This is a genomic window from Geodermatophilus sp. SYSU D00684 (assembly GCF_054050455.1).
Genome location: NZ_JBJGZI010000003.1, coordinates 157,453 through 175,994 on the forward strand (window position 1 = coordinate 157,453; position 18,542 = coordinate 175,994).

Here is an 18,542-nt window from a genome sequence, read left to right on the forward strand (position 1 = left end):
GGACCAGGGTGGTCGCATGGCGTCGAGAGGAACGGCGGGAGGAGCCGGTGCAGCTGCCCTGTCGCCCTTGCTGGAGGCGATCCTGAACCAGGCGCGGGTCCACCGGGAGCACGAGCGGTTCTACTCGTCCTCCCCTCTGGAGACGGCGTTGCGGCTGCAGCGGCACGCCCGCACGCTGCAGGCGCTGGCCGACCGGTGGGCCACCGTCGTGCCCACGCCGCGGCGGGAGGTGATCAGCCCCTACATGGGCGCCGACGACCTCAACAGCGAGGCGGCGATCGCGCTGGACGGGGCGCTGTTCCTCGAGGGGGAGGGGCGGCCGGCGGAGATCACCGCGATGATCGCCGAGCTCCGCGCCGACGCCGAGGGCTTCGTCGCCGGCGGGCGCTGGCTGGCCACCGCGATGGAGGCCGCCTGGCAGGGGGCCGCGGCGCTGCTGGACGTGGACGGACTGGCCGACGTGCTGGGCGAGCGGCACCGGATCATCAGCAACGACTGGCTCGCTGCGCACATGCAGTCGCTGCTCGGGCAGATGCTGGCCCGTGCGGCGGACATGCTGGAGCGTCTCGACCTCACCCCCGGCGCGCTGCGCGCCGACCTGGCCGGCGCCCGGGTCGCCCCCCGCCGGGTGCACTCGGTGGCCGAGGTGCTCTCCCGGGCGGCCGACCTGTGCTGTGAGTCCTCCCGGCTGGTGCACGACAACGAGCGTCGTTGGCGCGTCTTCCGGCACCGGGTGGCGGAGGCGGCGCGGGCGATGGACGCCAGTGCCGCTCCGGCAGCGCAGGTGCCCCCGGACGACACGCCACGGGACGGGTAGTCCGGCGGCGCGGCCGCGGCCGGGTGACGGGACACGGACCGTCGGTCAGCGCGGCGGAGCCACCGGGGAGAGACGTGCCAGCCGGTCGAGCACCGCTGGGAGGACGGCGTCGAGGGCCTCGGTGAACAGCAGGTGGACGTCGGAGTCGACGACGAGCAGTTCCCTGCGCGGCGCGACGATCCGGTCGTAGACCAGCCGGGTGTAGGACAGCGGGAACAGCGGGTCGCCGCGACCGGCGACGACGGTGACCGGGCAGCGGATGCTCCCGTCGGCCAGGCCGGACAGGTCCGCGGCGACCAGGCTGGCCAGGAACCGCAGCGGATAGGCGCGCAGGCCCAGCGGGTCGGTGTGGAAGTAGTCGGCGTTCGCCGGGTCGCGTGTCACGCGGGCCATGTCGAGGTAGGCGTCGAACGGGACGGGCACCCGGGGCAGCAGCCGGCCACCGGTCCGGACCGCCGCGACCACCGCCGGGTACACCCGTGCCAGCCACCCGGGGAACCGGGTGATCCCGACCGTCGACGGCAACGACGGGTCCAGCACGTTGTGGGCGAACACCGCGTCGAGCCGCTCCCCGGCGGCGGCCAGCGCCATCGCCACGAGGCCGCCCTGGCTGGAGCCGATCACCGCGACCGGCCTGCCGGGGAACGCGGCACGGGTCCAGGCCACCGCGTCGCGGGCGTTGGTCACCAGGGTGGGGAACACGAGGGGCCGGCGCACCCGGGGGCTCTTGCCGTGGCCCTGGGAGTGGACGCCGACCGCGGCGATGCCGGCGCGGTCGAGCGCGTCGAGGAACTCCTCGTAGAACAGCGGGTGGGTCATGGTGCCGGGCAGGAAGACGACGGCCGGCCGGTCCGGCCGCCCGTTCCACACCGACAGCACCATCGGTGCCTCCGCCGACCGGAGGAGGACCTCCCGGTAGGCGTCGGGACGCTGGACGGCGTTGAGCCGGCGCTGGGCGGCCGTGCGCATCGGCGGATCCTCTCGGGGCTGCTGCGGCCGTGCCGGTGGCCGCCCGGGTCATCCCGTGGCGACGGCGAACCAGGTCTCCTCCTCGGCGAGGTGGAGCTGCAGCAGGGTGTGCAGCGCCGACAGGGTGGCCAGGAGGTCGCCCCGGCGCGCGGCGTCCATCCCGCCGCCCTCCTCCAGCGCACGGAGGTGGGCCTGCAGCCGGTCGGTCAGGCGGCCGATCTCGGCGTGCGACCGCTCCATGGAGGCCACCGCCTCGCCGGCCCCCCGGACCGCGGCCAGCTCCGGGACGAGCTCGGTCTGCTCGGCCTGCTCGTGCGGCAGGACCCGGTCGACGAGCGCGGTGCGGGCCCGGTGCAGCGCCCCGACGGCGTCCCGGGACGGCCCTTCCGCGAGGGCGTCGGCGGCGGACCGCAGCAACGGCAGGACCTCCCGGACCTCGTCGTGCTCGCCGGCGAAGCGGCGCACCAGCGCCCGGGTGCCCGGCTGCACGGCCCCGCCGCGGTCCCGCCTGCCGCGGAGGGCGCGCAGCGCGTTGAGGATGACCGCGACGTCGATGGCCTCCTGCAGCAGCGCCCCGAACGTGGGCGGGAGCAGCCCGACGGCGGCGAACGCCATGGCCACCAGGGACAGGCCCATCCCGGCGACCGCGCTCTGCACGGCGATCCGGCGGGCGCGGCGGGCGATCTCCATGGCGTCGGCGACCCGGTCGAGCCGGTCGGTGGTGAGCACCACGTCGGCGGCCTCGGAGGAGGCGGTGGCCCCGCGGGCGCCCATGGCGATCCCGACGGTCGCCGCCGCGAGCGCGGGGGCGTCGTTGAGCCCGTCGCCGACCATCACGGTCACGGCCCGCTCCTGCTCGGCGCGGACCGCGGCGACCTTGCTCGCCGGCGTCTGCTGGGCGCGCACCTCGTCGAGTCCGAGCACGGTGCCGACCTCCCGGGCCGGCTCGGGCCGGTCGCCGGTCAGCAGCACGAGCCGGCCGATCCCGGCGGAGCGCAGCCGCTGCAGGGTCAGCGCGGCGTCGGCCCGCAACGGATCCTTGAGCAGGAGCGCCCCGGCCGGTGCGCCGTCGACCTCCACCCAGACCAGCGCGCAGTTGTCGAGCCCGGCGCGGGCGACCGCCGTGCGACCCCAGGGGGCGTCCGGCTCGGCCTCCCGCTTGCCGACCCGCACGCGGCGGCCCTCGACGGTGGCGACGACACCGCGGCCGGGCTCCTCGTGCACGTCCCGGGGCAGTGCCGGCGCCAGGCCGCGCGCCCGGGCCTCGGCCACCACGGCCTCGGCGAGGACGTGCGGGGAGAGCTGGTCGGCCGAGGCGGCCAACCGCAGCACCTCCGGGGCCGGCCAGCCCGGCGCGGTCAGCACCTCGGTCACCGCCGGGCGGCCGGCGGTCAGCGTGCCGGTCTTGTCCAGCAGCATCGTCTCGGCCAGCCCCAGGTTCTCCAGCGCGCCGCCGCTGCGGACCACGACGCCGAGGCGGGAGGTCCGCGACAGGCCGGAGACGATGGCGACCGGCGCCGCCAGCAGCAGCGGGCAGGGCGTGGCGACCACGAGCACCGCGACGGCGCGCTCGATCGACGCGCTCACCAGCCAGGCCAGTCCGGCGACGGCGAGCGACAGCGGCAGGAACCAGGCGGCGAACCGGTCGGCCAGCCGGACGACCGGGGCGTTCCCGGCACCGGCCTGCTGGACCAGCGCGACGATGCCGGCGTAGGTGCTCTGCGCCGCCGGCACCGTGCAGCGCACCTCGAAGGCGCCGCCGGCGTCGAGCGTGCCGCTGCGCACGGTGTCCCCGACGGCCCGTTCGACCAGCTCGGGCTCTCCGGTCAGCGCCGACTCGTCCAGCACCGCCGGGCCGCCCTCCACCAGCCCGTCGACCGGGACCACCTCGCCAGGGCCGACCACCACGAGGTCCCCGACCGCGACCTCGTCGACGGGGACCTCCGTGACGACGTCGCCGACCCGGCGGCGCGCCGTCCGCGGCGCCCGCTCCAGCAGCGCCCGCAGGTCCCGGGTCGCCCGCCGCTGCGCGGCGGCGTCCAGCGCCCGCCCGGTCGCGAGCATCACCGCGATGAGCGCGCCGGCCAGGTACTCGCCCACGACCAGGGTGCCGAGGAGCGCGAGCAGGGCGATCAGGTCCACCCCGAGGGTCCGCCGCAGCAGCGCGGCCACCATCCACCCGGCCGCCGGGACCAGCGCGACCAGCGTGGCAGCGGCCCACAGCGCGTCGTCCCACCCGTCGGCGCCGACCGCCCAGGCCAGGCCGCCCGCCGCGAGCAACCCCAGCGTCACCACCAGCAGCGCCGGCTCCAGCCACCGCCGCAGCCGCGACAGCGGCCCGGGGCGGCGGGAACGGCGGGACGGGACCTCGACGACGGACACGCGCGTCACCCTCCCGGTGGCGGCCGGCGGGTCCCGGCCGGTACCGACACTCGCCGTCCCGGGTGGCGGGGACCATCGGCGCGGGACCCGGACCAGGAGGGCCCAACGGCTCTCCCTGACGGCGACCGGGGACCGGTGCACTGCTCGGATGACGACCGGCGCCACGGCCGGAGCCGGCGTCCGGGGTCTCCGGCTGCCCCGGACGGCCGGCCGGGCGCCCGTCTACCGGCACCCGGGGGACCTGCTGCGCGTCGGGCTGGGGCTCGCGCTGCTGGGGCTCACGGTCCTGGTCGCCCGCCGGGGCGAGCTGAGCGTCTTCGAGGCCGACGTCTTCCGGCTGGTCAACGACCTGCCCGCGCTGGTGCACGGGCCGGTGTGGGTGGTGATGCAGCTCGGCAACGGGCTGGCGGCGGTGGTGACGGCCGCCGTCGCGGCCCTGCTGCGGCAGGTCCGGATGGCCCGGGACCTGCTGGTGTCCGCCGTCCTCGCCGGGCAGGCCGCGACCCTGCTCAAGGACGTCGTCGGCCGGGAGCGGCCCGGGGGTCTGGCGGTGGGCGAGGTGCTGCACGGCGGCGCGCTCGGCGGCCACGGGTTCGTCTCGGGGCACTCGGCGGTCGCCGCGGCCCTCGCCACCGCCGTGGCGCCGTACCTGTCCCGGCGGTGGCGGCGGGCCGCCTGGGCGCTGGCGCTGGCGGTCGCGCTGGCCCGCCTCTACGTCGGGGCGCACCTGCCGCTCGACGTCGTCGGCGGCCTGCTCGTGGGGTGGGTCAGCGGCTCGCTGGTGCACTACGCCTTCGGCGTGCCGCGGCGGCGGCCCGAGACCGCCCGGGTGGCCCGGCTCCTCGACCGGTTCGGCCTGCCGGTGCGCGACCTGCGGCCCGCGGAGGTGGCGGCCCGGAGCTCGCACCCCTTCACCGCCACCGGCCCCGGGGACCGGCCGCTGTTCGTCAAGGTGCTCGACCCCGATCCCCTCGACCGCGACTGGCTGTACCGGGCGGCCCGGCTGCTCGTCGTCGGGGACGTCCGGGACGCCGATGCCCTCGCCCCGCTGGCGCAGCAGGCGGCCGACGAGGGCGTCGCCATGATGAGCGCCCGCGAGCGGGGGGTCCGGGTCCCCGGCATGGTGCTGGCCCGCGGCACCGGCGGCTGGGCCCTCGTCGTGCAGGACCGGGTCGACGCCCGCCCCCTGGAGGGCCTCCCGCCCGGGGAGGTCACCGCCGGGCTGCTGGAGCGCGTGTGGGCCCAGGTCGCCCTGCTCCACGCGGCGCGCCTCGCGCACCGCGACCTCGTGGCCTCCAGCGTGCTCGTCGCCGCCTCCGGCGAGGTGTGGGTCGTGGACTTCGGCAACGCCGTCACCGGCGCCGACGACGAGACCCTCGGCCGGGACGTCGCCGAGCTGATGGCCTCCCTGGCACTGCGCGTGGACCCCGGCACGGTCGTGGACACCGCGATCGGGACGCTCGGGCCCGGCGTCGTCGCGGCCGCACTCCCCGGCCTGGAGCCCCTCGCCCTCTCCGCGGCCACCCGTGCCGGACTGCGCGCCGACCCGGCCCGCCTCCCGCGGCTGCGCCGCGTGGCCCACTCCCGGCTGGGCCTGCCCGACCCCGACCGCCCCCGCCTGCCACCCGCGGGCCCCCTGGCGTGGGTGCTCGTCGCCGCCGGCACCGCCACCGTCTTCGTCGGGCTGGAGTGGGTCGCCGGGGTCACCGGGGTGCTCGCCGAGGTGGAGCTCCAGGGCTGGCGCTGGCTCGGCGGCGCGCTCGCGCTCGCCGTCGCCGCCCGCGCGGCGGCGGCGGCCGCGGCCCGGGCCGCGGTCGACCGCCGGCTGGCCGTCGGCCGCAGCTACGTCGCCGCGCTGGTCACCGACGGGGCGGCGTTGGTCCACGGCCGTGCCGGAGCCCGGGTCGTCGCCGGCCGGTACCTGGAGCGGGCCGGCATCCCGCCCGGGACCGCCGCCCGGGCGCCCGACCGCGTCCGGGCCGGCGCCGTGCTCGGCGCGGCGGTCGTGGCGACCGCGGCGGTCGCCGGCGCAGTCGCCGACGGGCGGCTCACGAGCTGGCGGACGCCCCCCTCCTGGCTCCCGCTGCTCCTCGTCGGCGCGGCGGCCTGCCTGGCGACCTGGACCGGTCAGGCGCTCGCCCGGCATCCCGGTCCACTGCCCGTCGGGGCGGAGCAGTCCCCGGACCTGCGGCCGGGCGCCGCGCGAGCGGCGACGGTCGTCGGCTGGTCCGCCGCGGCGGTCGCGCTCGAGACCGCCGCCCTCGTCGCCGCGCTGCACGGCGTCGGCGGGCACGTGCCGATCCTGGTGACCGCAGCCGTGTACGCGGCGCTCCGCCTCGGCTGGGCCGTGCTGCCGTGGCTCGGCGCTCCCGGCATCGCCGAGGTCTCCCTGGTCCTGGCGCTCACCGCGTCCGGCGAGCGGCTCGCGCAGGCCTGTGCGGGCGTCCTGTTCTTCCGCCTGCTGACCTGCTGGGTCCCGGCGCTGACCGGGTCGTTCGCCGCCGCGCGCTTCGAGCAGCGGCTGTTCCTGTGATCGCGCGGTCCCGCGGCTCGCGCCCGGGGCCGGAGCCGGCCCCGGGCGGGGGTGCCTCAGACCCGCGTCGTCCGGCGGCCCACGGTGGCCTGCACCGGGCCGAGGGCGATGGCCAGGCCGATCGCGGCGCTGATCGCGTGCAGCCAGTTGTCCGCCGCGTTGATCCCCAGGAAGTCCCACGTCTCCCCGACGGCGAACAGCCCGTACACGAAGGCGGCGCCGTAGCCGACGGCGAGCAGCCAGCCGTAGGTGCGCGCGAGGGCGAGGGAGCGGGCCAGGGCGAGTCCGGCGACGCCGATGGCCAGGTGGACCAGGTTGTGCAGCGGGTTGACCTCGAAGCCGAGCAGCTCGTCGCCGGTGTGGGCGGCGAAGTCCTCGAAGCCGGTGACGAAGTAGCCGGCGACGCCGGCGACCGTGTAGACGGCACCGACGACCAGGGCGGTGACCTGCGGCCACGTCCAGGCCCCGGGGGTGCCGACGGTGCGGTCTCGTGCGGACATGGGGTGCCTCCTCGGGGAACGTCCGCGGTGAGGGCCCCAGTGCGCCGCCGTGCGCGGGAGTGCGCCAGAGCAGCAGGTCACCGAGGGGCGGGACCTGGGTCGGCGGACGGTGGTGCCGGAGGTCCCCGTCGTCCGACGGAGGTGACCGACGGCCCCGGTCCCCGGTGCCGTCCGGCAGCGGCCGGAGGTGTTCCGGTTCGCCATCGTCGGCAGCGGAACCCGGCGAGAGGAGCCGACCATGCACCGCACCGGGCCCGAGAGGACGGCGTCCGCACGGGGCCCCCGGACCCTGGCCGCCGTGCTGCTCCTCGGGGGACTGCTCGCCGGCTGCGGCGGGGGTGACGGGGACGGCGACGGCGGCGCCACCGCGACGGCGTCGCCGTCCCCCACCTCGCCGTCGCCCTCGCCCTCGCCGGACGGTGCCGACGGCGAGCAGGACGACGGTGGTCAGGACGACGGTGGTCAGGACGACGGGGCGCCGCAGCCGCCGTTCCCCGCGGACACCGCACCGGACACGGAGGAGGCGTCGGCCGACGCCTCCGGCAACGTCACCGCGATCCGCATCGGCCGCCACGACGGCTTCGACCGGGTCGTGTTCGAGTTCGGCGGCACCGGGACGCCCGGGTGGGACGTGCGCTACACCGACGACCCGTCCCGGCAGGGCAGCGGCGAGCCCGTCGAGCTGGCGGGGGACGCCACGCTCCAGGTCACGGTGACCGGGGTCGGGTACCCGCCCGACACCGGGGTCGACGAGTACGCGGGACCGCGGCGCCTCGCCGCCCGGGACACGGAGGTCGTCACGGAGGTGTACTTCGACGGGACCTTCGAGGGCGTCACGGCGGCCCTGGTGGGCACGGAGTCGGAGGCGCCGTTCCGCGTCCACCTGCTCGAGGACCCGGCGCGGATCGTCCTCGAGGTCGCCGACGCGCCCTGACCGCCGGGCGCGGTCAGGGCGGTGACGTCGACGCCGGCGGCGTCGCCGGCCGGCCCGTCGCAGGCGGTGAGGACCCCGAGCGCGCGGGCGGTCGCGCACGCCGACTGCTGCCGCTTCTGCCCGGCCGACAGGAACGTCAGCCCGTGGCGGACCGACCGGGGGGTGACCCGGCCGTGGTCACCGACGGCGGAGGCGGCCAGGCAGGCCGGCAGCTCCGCGAGCGCCCGGCGGTCCGGGTCGCCGGCCGGCGCGCCGCGCCACAGGGCCGGGCAGCCGGCCAGGGCGTCGAGCACGGTGAGCGCGCTGTACCAGGTCGGAGGCCGGCTGCCGGTCGTGAACCGGCGGCCGAGCCCGGCCCTGCGGGGTGTCGGCGAGGTCCCGGCCCATCCGGCCCGCCCGTCGTCCCCCCGCCCGGAGCGGACCAGCACCTCGGTGACGGCGTGGCTGTCGCACAGCAGCTCCCCCCGGACGGGCGGGTCGCCGTGCCGGAGGGCGGTGTACGACGGGAAGCGGCCGCTGGGCTCCTGGTGGGCGAGCATCCGGTCGAGCAGGTGCTCCACCCGTGGGTCGTCGCGGGCGCCCACGCCCCGCTCGGCGAGCAGCAGCCGGTCGGGGGCGAACCGGGGGCTGTCGTGACCGGAGAACGACTCGCCGGCCTCCCAGTCGGGCTGCCGGTCCAGCAGGTCCCGCGTCGCCGGGTCGGTCAGGGACGCGTCGTGCGCCGCCCGCACCTGCGGGTCCTCCGGCGGGGGCCCGAGCACGGCGGTGAGCACGTGCCGGCGGGCGGCGGGGTCGTCCGAGGTGAGCAGCCACGGGAGCGGGTCCCCATCGAGCAGCGCCGTCCACGGCGTCGGGTCCACCCGGCCGGTCCACGGACCCCGGGGACCCACGACGAGAGGCGCAGGTCCCCGTCCGGCGGGGCCGGCCGGCGGTCAGCCGGGCGGCAGCTGCCCGGTGACCGTGCCCCCGTCCACGACGAACTCCGACCCGGTGGAGAAGCTGCTGTCGTCGCAGGCGAGGAAGACCACGAGCGCGGCGACCTCCGCGGGCTCACCCATGCGCGGGATCGGCATGACGGCGAGCATCCGGTCGCGCATGGCCTCCTGCACCGGGTCGAGCGACTCGGTCATCGGCGTGCGGATGGGACCGGGGTGCACCGAGTTGACCCGGATGCCGTCCCGGGCGAGCTCCAGCGCCGCGGCCTTGGTCAGGCCGCGCACGCCCCACTTGCTGGCCACGTAGGCGGACAGCGCGGCGTAGGCCTCCAGCCCGGCGGTGGAGGAGATGTTGACGATCGAGCCGCCGCCGGCCCGCCGCAGGGACGGGATCGCCGCCTGCGTGCCCAGGAAGACGCCGGTCAGGTTCACGTCCAGCACGGTCTGCCAGACCGCCGGGTCGAGGTCGGCGATCGCGCCCCAGCGCACGATGCCGGCGTTGTTGACCAGCACCCCCACCGGCCCGAAGGCGGACTCCGCCGCGGCGACCGCCGCCCGCCACTGGCCGGCGTCGGTCACGTCCAGGTGCACCGCGCGCGCCCGGTCCTCGCCCAGCTCGGAGACGACCTTGGCCGCGTCGTCGTCGAGGACGTCTCCGACGACCACACGGCCGCCCTCGGCCACGACCGCCCGGGCGACGGCCGCGCCGATGCCCCGCGCGCCGCCGCTGACCAGCGCCGTCCTGTCGTCGAGCCTCCCCATGACCCCTCCTCGGTCCGGATCGCGTCAGCCGTGCGCCACCAGGTGCCCCACCAGCCCCCCGACGGTGGCCACCTCGTCGTAGGCGTCCTCGGGGACGTCGACCCCCGTGCGCCGGGCGATGGTCTCGAGCACCCGCAGGAAGTCCATCGAGTCCAGCTCCAGGTCCTGCCGGAGCCGGGCCCCTCCCGCGAGGTCCGCGGGGTCGACGTCGGGGGCGATCTCCCCGACGGCGGCGCGGACGGCGTCCCACGCGTCCTGCTCGGTCACAGTTCCTCCGGTCGCTGCAGCAGCTCGGCGATGCGGTCGAGGAAGCGGCCGCCGCGCAGCCCGTCGCTCACCCGGTGGTCGGCCGACAGGGTGGCGGTGACCGCCGGCCGGACACCGAGCAGCCCGTTCTCGGCGAACGGCTGCTCGACCACCCGGCCGAGGCCGACCAGCGCCACCTGCGGCGGGTGGATGACCCCGAAGACGCTCTCGACGCCGAGCTCGCCCAGGTTGGTCACCGTGAGCGTCGCCTCGGTCATCTCCGCGCGGGTCAGCCGCCCGGACCGGGCCCGGGTGACGAGGTCCCGCAGCCGTTCCATGACCTCGTCGACCGGCAGGGTGCCGGCGTCGTGGAGGGCGGGCGCGACCAGACCGCCCCCGCGGAGGGCCACCGCGACGGCCAGGTGGACGGCGGCGCTCGGACGGAACTCGCCGTCCTCGTGGAAGCCGTTCACCTCCGGGACGTCCCGCGCGGCCCGCGCGGTGGCCGTCAGCAGGACGGCGGCGGGGACCAGCCGTCGGGTCACCGGCCGGCCGGCGTTGACCGACTGCAGCCACGCCGTCGCCCGGCGCAGGTCGATCGTCGTGCTCAGGTAGTAGTGCGGGATCGTCTGCTTCGACCGGGTCATCAGGGCGCCGATGGCCCGGCGCATGCCGGCGGTCCGCTCCGCCGCGCCCGCCGGCGCCGCCGCGGGGCCGGTCTCCGCCGCAGCGGCGGGGGGGACGGTCGTCGGGGCAGCCGCGCGGCGCACGTCGGCCTCGGTGACCGCGCCGCCGGGGCCTGTCCCCGGGACCGCGGCCGTGTCGATCCCCGCCTCGGCGGCGAGCCGGCGGGCCCGGGGCGAGGAGCGGACGCGGGAGGGCCCCGGGGTCGGCGCGGGGACCGGCTCCGGCGCAGGGACCGGCTCCGGCGCGGGGTGGGCCGGCGCCGCGGCCGCGGCCGCTCGCTCGACGTCGGCTCGGGTGAGCGCCCCGCCGCGACCCGTGCCGTGCAGCTCCGTCAGGTCCACCCCGAGCCGGTGGGCGAGGTGGCGGACCGGCGGCGTCGCGAACCGCGGCTCCCCGGCGGGGGTGAGCGGTGGTGCCGGGGCGGGGAACGGCTCGGGGGCCGGGGTGGGCTCCGGCGGCGGCACGGGCTGCGGCGGAGGTGTGGGCTCGGGCGGCGGGGCCGGCTCGGGGGGCGGCGTGGGTACCGGCGGCGGGACCGGTGACGGCGGGACGGGTGGGACCGTCGCCGCCGGGGCCTCGGAGATCACTGCCAGCGGGGTGCCGACCGGGACGTCGGCGCCGACGTCGACGAGCAGCTCGGCGACGACGCCGTCGGTGAAGGACTCGACGTCCATCAGCGCCTTGTCGGTGTCGACGGTGGCCAGGACGTCCCCGCGGTGCACGACGTCACCGGGCTTGACCAGCCACTCGACGACCCGGCCGTGGTCCATGTCGGCGCCGAGGGAGGGCATGCGGAACTCAGCCATCGCCGCGCACCACCTGCCGGGCGGCGGTCACCACGCGTTCCGCGGAGGGCAGCGCGGCCAGCTCCAGGTGCCGCGCGTAGGGCATCGGCACCTCGGCGCTGCACACCCGGGCGACCGGGGCGTCGAGGTCGTAGAAGTGCTCCTCGGTGATCCGCGCGCTGACCTCGGCGGAGAGGCTGCCGCTGCGCCAGCCCTCGTCGACGACGACCGCCCGGTGGGTGCGGGCCACGGTGGCCGCGAGGGCGGCGTCGTCGAGGGGGCGCAGCGTGCGCAGGTCGAGCACCTCCGCGTCGATGCCCTCGGCGGCGAGCCGGTCGGCGGCCTCCAGCACCAGCGGCAGCGTGCCGCCGTAGGTGACCAGCGAGACGTCCGTGCCGGGACGGCGGACCGCGGCGGTGTCGATGTCGACCGGTCCGGCGTCGTCGTCGAGCTCTCCCTGGGTGTTGTAGAGGGCGGCGTGCTCGAAGACCAGCACGGGGTCGGGGTCCTGCAGCGCGGTCCACAGCATGCCGCGGGCGTCCTCGAGGGTGGCGGGGGCGACGATGCGCAGGCCGGGGACGTGCGCGTACCAGCCCTCCAGGCTGTGCGAGTGCTGGGCCGCCAGCTGCCGGCCGGCTCCCGTGGTCATCCGGATGACGAGCGGCACGTTGTACTGCCCGCCGGACATGTGCAGCAGGGTCGCGGCGTTGTTCACGATCTGGTCCAGCGCCAGCAGGCTGAAGTTGACCGTCATGATCTCGACGACCGGCCGCATGCCGCCCAGCGCGGCGCCGATGCCGGCCCCGGTGAACGCCGACTCCGACAGCGGCGTGTCGCGGATCCGCTCGGGCCCGAACTCCTCGAGCAGGCCCAGGCTGACGGCGAAGCAGCCGCCGTAGCGCCCGACGTCCTCGCCCATGAGGAACACGCGGTCGTCGCGCTGCAGGGCCTCCCGCAGCGCCGCCCGCACCGCCTCGCGGTAGCTGGTCTTCACCCCGCACCCCGCTCGCTGTAGACGAACCGGGTGAGCTCCTCCACCGCCTCGGGCGTCCCCGCTTCGGCGGCGGCCACGGCGTCGGCGATCTCCGCGTCGACCTCCCGCTGCACCGCCGTCCACGCCTCGTCCGGGAGCCGGCCGTCGGCCTGCAGGGCGGCGCGCAGCGCCGGGATCGGGTCCCGCTCGACCCACCGCGCGACCTCCGCCCGGTCGCGGTACCGCTCGGGGTCGAACATCGAGTGCGCCCTGAAGCGGTAGGTGCGCAGCTCCAGGAAGTGCGGCCCGCCGCCGGAGCGGACGGCGTCGACCGCGCGCCGGGCGGCCTCGGCGACGGCCAGGGCGTCCATGCCGTCGACGCCCCACGCCGGGATCTCGTAGCCGGCCGCCTTGAGGGCGATGTCGGTCTGCGACTCGGTCAGCGCCAGCGCCGAGCCCATCGCGTAGAGGTTGTTCTCGCAGCAGAACAGCACCGGCAGCTGCCACAGCGCGGCGAGGTTGAGGCTCTCGTGGAACTCGCCCTCGGCCGCCGCGCCCTCCCCGAAGAAGCAGGCGGTGACCCGGCGCCGGCCCTGCATCCGGTCGGCCAGGGCCAGCCCGACGGCCAGCGGCAGGCCGCCGGCCACGATCGCGTTGCCGCCGTAGAAGCGGGTGGCGGCGTGGAACAGGTGCATCGACCCGCCCCGGCCGCGGCAGCAGCCCTCCTGGACGCCGAACATCTCGGCGAGGATCGAGGCCGCCGGCACCCCGCGCAGCAGGGCGTGGCCGTGCTCCCGGTAGGTGGCGACCACGGCGTCGTCGGGCCCGAGGGCGGCCATGACCCCGGCGGCGACGGCCTCCTCGCCGATCTGCACGTGCAGGAAGCCGCGGATGCGGCCGGCGCTGTAGAGCTCGACGCAGGTCTCCTCCAGCCGCCGGACCCGCAGCATCTGCCGGAGCAGGGTCGCGGCCGGGTCGGGCCGCTGCCCGGTCACCGGCCGGTCTCCAGGGTGGACAGGTCACCCTCGGGCAGCCCGAGCTCGCGGGCCCGGAGCAGGCGACGGAGGACCTTGCCGCTCCTGGTCCGGGGGAGGGTCGTGGTGAAGGTGATCTGCCGCGGCGCGACCGCCGGTCCCAGCCGCCGGCGGGCGAAGGCGAGGACGTCCAGGCGCAGTCCCTCGCTCGGCTCGTGCCCGGGCCGGAGCAGCACGAACGCCTTGACCAGCTGGCCGGCCACCGGGTCGGGCACGCCGATGACCCCGGCCTCGGCGACCGCGGGGTGCTCCATGAGCAGGCTCTCGACCTCGAACGGGCCGATGAGGTGTCCGGAGGACTTGATGACGTCGTCGCCGCGGCCGACGAACCAGTAGTAGCCGTCGGCGTCCCGGCGGACCAGGTCCCCGGTGAGGTACCAGCCGCCGGCGAAGCACCGCCGGTAGCGCTCCTGCTCGTGCAGGTAGCCGCGGAACATCGACGGCCAGCCCGGCCGCAGCGCCAGCTCGCCCTCGACGTCGGGGTCGGTGACCAGCACCGCGGCGCCGTCCCGCACGACGGGCCGGTCCTCGTCGTCCCGGGCCACGACCGCCGCCTGCACCCCGGGGAGCGGGCGGCCCATGGAGCCGGGCCGGATCTCGGTGGCGGCCAGGTTGGCGATCATGATCCCGCCGGTCTCGGTCTGCCACCAGGTGTCGTGCACCGGCAGGCCCCACGCCTCCTGGCCCCACACCACCACCTCGGGGTTCAGTGGCTCCCCGACGCTGGCGACCAGGCGCAGCGCCGACAGGTCGTGCCGCCGGGCGCGCGCGGAGCCGGCCCGCATGAGCATGCGCAGGGCGGTCGGGGCGGTGTACCAGACGGTGACCCGCTGCTCGGCGAGGATGCGGTACCAGCGGTCGGGGTCCATCTCCTCCTCGTCGACCACCACGGTGACGCCGTGCACCAGCGGGGCGACGACCCCGTAGGACATCCCGGTCACCCAGCCCGGGTCGGCGGTGCACCAGAAGACGTCGCCCGGGTGCAGGTCCAGGGCGTACAGGCCGGTCGCGTGGTGCGCGACCACGGCCTCGTGCACGTGCACCGCGCCCTTGGGGGCGCCGGTCGTCCCGCTGGTGAAGTGCAGCAGCGCCATGTCCTCCGGCTGCGTGGGCTCGACCCCGGGGGTGGGCCGGGCCCGGTCGAGCAGCGCGGCGAGGTCCAGCGTGCCGGGCTCGGGCCGGCCACCGGCGTCGACGAGCAGGACCGAGCGCAGCTCGGTCAGCGCGCCGCGGACGGGGGCCACCTTGCGGAGGTACAGCGCCCGCGTGGTGACCAGCACCCGCCCCTGCGCGAGGTGCAGCCGCTGGCGCACCGGCTCGGGACCGAACGCGGAGAACAGCGCGCAGAAGACGCTGCCGGCGCGCAGCGTGCCGAGCGCGCCCACGTACAGCTCCGGGCACCGGCCGAGGAGCGAGAAGACCCGGTCCCCGCGCCCGACGCCGAGGTCCCGCAGCACCGTGGCGAAGCGCGCGGACCGGTCGTCGAGCTGCGCGTAGGTCCACGACCGCGTGCTGCCGTCGGCGGCGACGAAGCGCAGCGCCTCGGTGTGCGCCCGCGGTCCGGCCGCGTGCCGGACCACCGCCTCGTGGGCGATGTTGAGGCGACCCCCGGGCAGCCCGTCCAGCGCCTGCCGGGCCCGGTCCCAGGTGAAGGCGGCGCAGGTCGCGTCGTAGTCGAGGAGGTTCGGCGGCACCGCCGCGTGCGCGGGGTCCTTGGTGATCACGGGCCAGCGGGTCGTGATCCCGGCATCGGTGGTCACCGCCCCATCGGACTCCCGGCGCCGGGACCGTCGACAGGGTCGGAGGTCGGGGGAGGGGACGGTCGTGCGGCCCTCCGCGACGGGTCACACCCCCGCGGACTCCCCGGTGTGCTGCCGGCCGGGCTGCAGCGTCGCGTCGGGTCCGGGGTGGACCAGACCGGTGCGGCCGTCGTCGAGCCAGCGGACCAGGTAGGGCGGGCTGCCGTCGGCGTGGGGGACCGCGAGGACCAGGCCCCGGCGGTGGCCGTCGTCCAGCCGCCGGCCGTGCACGACCAGCCAGTCGCCCACCTGCGCTCGCACGGTCGCCTCCCCGGTGCCCGGCCGGGCGGCCCGTGGCTCGGGTCCGGCGGACCGCCCGGGACGTCAGCGTGGACCCGGGGGGACGGCGACGGCCACGGCCGCCCGGCCCCCGTGGGCACGGACCTCCGTCCCGGCGACCGCCGCCCTCGGTCACTGTCCGGCGCACCCGGCGGCCGGGACCCTGCTGGGCACCCGGGGGGCCTGCGGCGGGAGCGGGGATGCTGGTCACCGACCTCTACGAGCTGACCATGGCCGCCGGCTACCTGCGCCGGCGGATGACCGCGACGGCGACGTTCCGGCTGTTCGTCCGGCGGCTGCCGCCCGGCCGCGGCTTCCTGGTGGCCGCCGGTGTCGAGGACGCGGTCGCCCGCCTCCTCGGGTTCGAGGTGACCGGGGAGGACGTCGACTGGCTGCGCGGCCGCGGGTGGCCGCCGGAGCTGGCCGGGCCACTGCAGGGGCTGCGCTTCACCGGCGACGTCGACGCCGTCCCGGAGGGCACCGTGGTGCTGGCCGGGGAACCGCTGCTCGAGGTGACCGCGCCGCTCCCCGAGGCGCAGGTGCTCGAGACGACGCTGCTCAACGCCGTCACCTACCAGACCGCGCTGACCGCCGCCGCGGCGCGCTGCGTGCTGGCCGCCCGGGGGCGCCCGGTCGTCGACTTCGCGCTGCGGCGCACCCACGGCGTCGAGGCCGGACTGGCCGCGGCCCGCGCCGGCGCCGTCGCCGGCTTCGCCGCGACCAGCGACGTCGCGGCCGCGCAGCGGTACGGGCTCGCCGCGACCGGCACCATGGCCCACTCCTTCGTCCAGGCCTTCCCCGACGAGCGGACCGCGTTCACCGCCTTCGCCGAGGACTTCCCGGCCGCGCCGACCTTCCTCGTCGACACCTACGACCCGGTCCGCGGTCTGGGGGCGGCGATCGAGGTCGTGCGGCAGCGGGGCCTGGGCGAGGTCGCCGCCGTCCGCCTGGACAGCGGCGACCTGGGCGCGGAGGCACGGCGGGCCCGCGCGCTGCTCGACGCGGCCGGGTTGCCCCGGGTGCGGATCGTGGTGAGCGGCGGGCTCGACGCCGAGGGGATCGACGCGCTCGAGCGCGCGGGCGCACCGGTCGACGTCTACGCCGTCGGCACGCGCGTCGGGACGTCGGCCGACGCCCCGCTGCTGGACTCGGCGTACAAGCTGGTCGAGCACGACGGCCGGCCGGTCACCAAGCTGTCCCCGGGCAAGGGGTACGCGCCGGGGCGCACCCAGGTGTGGCGGCTGCCCGACGGGTCGGGAGTCCTCACGGCACGCGACGAGGACGGCCCGCCCGGCGGCCGTCCCCTCCTGGTGCCCGTGGTCCGGGACGGGCTGCCGATCGAGCCGGCCGGCGGCCTCGCCGCCGCGCGCCGGCGCTGCGCGGCCGGGTTGATGGCGCTGCCCGCCGCCGCCCGCCGGATCGACGCGCCCCGGGCCCCGGTCAGCGTGCCCGGGCCCCGGCTGCTGGCCCTGCACGAGGCGACCGTGGCCGGGCTGTCCGGGGACCCGGCGGCCGGGGCTCCGGCGCAGCGGGTCGGCGCGGGAGCAGGGCCGCCCCGGGCGCGACCGGCGGGGCCGCGAACGGCGACCGCTCGATCGCCCGGGTGACGCCCAGGGGCGAGACCACGCCGCCGAGGAGACCACGCCGCCGAGGAGACCACGCCGACGAGGTGTCCCTGACGGGCCCCTGCGGGGACCCTGCCCGCGGGGCGCGCCCGGCAGCGGGGTCGACGGGGCCGGGGACCGCGCCGGGGAGCCGCCGGAGGGCACGGCAGGCCGTTCGCAGCCGCCGGGCGGGACGAAGGCCCGTGGGCGCCGCCTGCCCGGCGCACCCACCCTCGACGGAGGACGGCCGACGAGGGGCGGTGCCGGCGGTGGACCTGGAGACGATGGCCCGGACGGCGCGGACGCTGGTGGCCCCCGGCAGGGGCATCCTCGCCGCGGACGAGAGCACGCCCACGATGGCGCGGCGCCTGGCCGCGGTCGGCGTCGCGTCCACCGAGGAGCGGCGCCGGGGGTACCGGCAGCTGCTGTTCACGACCGAGGGGATCGCCGAGGCGATCAGCGGGGTGATCCTGTTCGACGAGACGATCCGCCAGCGCGCCGACGACGGCACCCCGCTGGTCGAGGTCCTGCGCCGGGCCGGCGTGGTCCCCGGCATCAAGGTCGACCGCGGGACGGTGCCGCTGGCCGGCTTCCCCGGCGAGGTGGTCACCGAGGGGCTGGACGGGCTGCGGGTCCGGCTGGACGAGTACGCCGAGCTCGGCGCGCGGTTCGCCAAGTGGCGGGCGGTGGTCCGGATCGGGGAGGGCCGGCCGACGGCGACCTGCCTGGAGGCGAACGCCGCCGCCCTGGCCCGGTACGCGGCGCTGGCCCAGGAGGCCGGCCTGGTGCCGATCGTCGAGCCCGAGGTGCTCATGGACGGCGGGCACGACCTCGAGTGCTGCGCGGAGGTCACGGTCGCCGCCCTGCGGGCGGTGTACGACCAGCTGGCCCGCCACCGCGTGGTCCTGGAGGCGAGCCTGCTCAAGCCGAACATGGTGCTGCCGGGGGAGGACTGCCCGTACCGGGCCGGCCCGGAGGAGGTCGCCGACGCCACGATCGGCGCGCTGCGGCAGGCCGTCCCCGCGGCGGTGCCCGGGATCGTCTTCCTCTCCGGCGGCCAGTCCGAGGAGCAGGCGACCCTCCACCTGGACGCGATCAACCGGCGCGCGCCGCAGCCGTGGGAGCTGTCCTTCTCCTTCGGCCGGGCGCTGCAGGCCCCGGTGCTGCGCGCCTGGGCCGGCGACGACGCCCACCGCGACGCCGCCCAGGCCGCCCTCCGGCACCGCGCGGCGATGAACGGCGCCGCCCGCCGCGGCGGTTACCGCCCCGAGCTCGAACAGCCCGTGCCCGCGGGCGCCTGACC

The 18,542-nt window shown here is 77.6% G+C and carries 15 protein-coding genes; 5 read left to right on the forward strand and 10 right to left on the reverse strand.

What is annotated here, in order from left to right:
• The first annotated feature begins 67 nt into the window (after window positions 1–67).
• Window positions 68–817, forward strand: a complete 750-nt coding sequence (locus tag ACI79L_RS03245; protein WP_456935392.1) for a hypothetical protein — start codon at window positions 68–70, stop codon at window positions 815–817.
• A 45-nt stretch (window positions 818–862) separates the two neighbouring features.
• Here ACI79L_RS03245 and ACI79L_RS03250 read toward each other — a convergent pair whose 3' ends face one another.
• On the reverse strand, window positions 863–1,786 hold the full coding sequence (locus ACI79L_RS03250) for an alpha/beta fold hydrolase (RefSeq protein WP_456935393.1): 924 nt from the start codon (window positions 1,784–1,786) through the stop codon (window positions 863–865).
• Between the two features lie 48 nt (window positions 1,787–1,834).
• Entirely contained in the window at window positions 1,835–4,168 is a 2,334-nt protein-coding gene (locus tag ACI79L_RS03255; protein WP_456935394.1) for a heavy metal translocating P-type ATPase, read from the reverse strand.
• Between the two features lie 148 nt (window positions 4,169–4,316).
• Here ACI79L_RS03255 and ACI79L_RS03260 point away from each other — a divergent pair, with 148 nt between their 5' ends.
• Complete coding sequence (locus tag ACI79L_RS03260; protein ID WP_456935395.1) at window positions 4,317–6,701, forward strand: phosphatase PAP2 family protein; 2,385 nt, start codon at window positions 4,317–4,319, stop codon at window positions 6,699–6,701.
• 56 nt (window positions 6,702–6,757) lie between these two features.
• Here the strand turns inward: ACI79L_RS03260 and ACI79L_RS03265 are convergent, their stop codons facing one another.
• Window positions 6,758–7,201 (reverse strand): DUF4383 domain-containing protein, encoded by a 444-nt coding sequence (locus ACI79L_RS03265; RefSeq protein WP_456935396.1) that lies wholly within the window; start codon window positions 7,199–7,201, stop codon window positions 6,758–6,760.
• A gap of 238 nt (window positions 7,202–7,439) precedes the next feature.
• Between ACI79L_RS03265 and ACI79L_RS03270 the strand changes: the two genes are divergently transcribed.
• Complete coding sequence (locus ACI79L_RS03270) at window positions 7,440–8,135, forward strand: AMIN-like domain-containing (lipo)protein (protein WP_456935397.1); 696 nt, start codon at window positions 7,440–7,442, stop codon at window positions 8,133–8,135.
• Between the two features lie 932 nt (window positions 8,136–9,067).
• On the opposite strand, the gene ACI79L_RS03275 is transcribed toward ACI79L_RS03270, so the two are convergent.
• The 7 genes from ACI79L_RS03275 to ACI79L_RS03305 form a co-directional block, all read right to left on the reverse strand.
• Entirely contained in the window at window positions 9,068–9,832 is a 765-nt protein-coding gene (locus ACI79L_RS03275; protein WP_456935398.1) for an SDR family NAD(P)-dependent oxidoreductase, read from the reverse strand.
• A gap of 24 nt (window positions 9,833–9,856) precedes the next feature.
• The gene (locus ACI79L_RS03280; RefSeq protein WP_456935399.1) at window positions 9,857–10,099 is read right to left on the reverse strand and encodes an acyl carrier protein; all 243 of its coding nucleotides are present in this window, start codon (window positions 10,097–10,099) and stop codon (window positions 9,857–9,859) included.
• Window positions 10,096–11,571, reverse strand: coding sequence for a dihydrolipoamide acetyltransferase family protein (locus tag ACI79L_RS03285; RefSeq protein WP_456935400.1), 1,476 nt, complete (start codon window positions 11,569–11,571; stop codon window positions 10,096–10,098). The genes ACI79L_RS03280 and ACI79L_RS03285 overlap by 4 nt, the downstream gene beginning before the upstream one ends.
• On the reverse strand, window positions 11,564–12,544 hold the full coding sequence (locus tag ACI79L_RS03290) for an alpha-ketoacid dehydrogenase subunit beta (protein WP_456935401.1): 981 nt from the start codon (window positions 12,542–12,544) through the stop codon (window positions 11,564–11,566). Before ACI79L_RS03290 ends, ACI79L_RS03285 begins: the two co-directional genes overlap by 8 nt.
• Window positions 12,541–13,518: a pyruvate dehydrogenase (acetyl-transferring) E1 component subunit alpha gene (gene pdhA / locus ACI79L_RS03295; protein WP_456935402.1), complete on the reverse strand. Its 978-nt coding sequence runs from the start codon at window positions 13,516–13,518 to the stop codon at window positions 12,541–12,543. Before pdhA ends, ACI79L_RS03290 begins: the two co-directional genes overlap by 4 nt.
• The gene (gene acsA, locus ACI79L_RS03300) at window positions 13,515–15,317 is read right to left on the reverse strand and encodes an acetate--CoA ligase (RefSeq protein WP_456935403.1); all 1,803 of its coding nucleotides are present in this window, start codon (window positions 15,315–15,317) and stop codon (window positions 13,515–13,517) included. The genes pdhA and acsA overlap by 4 nt, the downstream gene beginning before the upstream one ends.
• A gap of 84 nt (window positions 15,318–15,401) precedes the next feature.
• Window positions 15,402–15,617: a DUF1918 domain-containing protein gene (locus ACI79L_RS03305; protein ID WP_456935404.1), complete on the reverse strand. Its 216-nt coding sequence runs from the start codon at window positions 15,615–15,617 to the stop codon at window positions 15,402–15,404.
• A gap of 218 nt (window positions 15,618–15,835) precedes the next feature.
• Here ACI79L_RS03305 and ACI79L_RS03310 point away from each other — a divergent pair, with 218 nt between their 5' ends.
• Together ACI79L_RS03310 and ACI79L_RS03315 are read left to right on the forward strand one after the other, a co-directional pair.
• Window positions 15,836–17,242: a nicotinate phosphoribosyltransferase gene (locus ACI79L_RS03310; protein ID WP_456935405.1), complete on the forward strand. Its 1,407-nt coding sequence runs from the start codon at window positions 15,836–15,838 to the stop codon at window positions 17,240–17,242.
• 257 nt (window positions 17,243–17,499) lie between these two features.
• Window positions 17,500–18,540 (forward strand): class I fructose-bisphosphate aldolase, encoded by a 1,041-nt coding sequence (locus ACI79L_RS03315; RefSeq protein ID WP_456935406.1) that lies wholly within the window; start codon window positions 17,500–17,502, stop codon window positions 18,538–18,540.
• Window positions 18,541–18,542 lie beyond the last annotated feature (2 nt).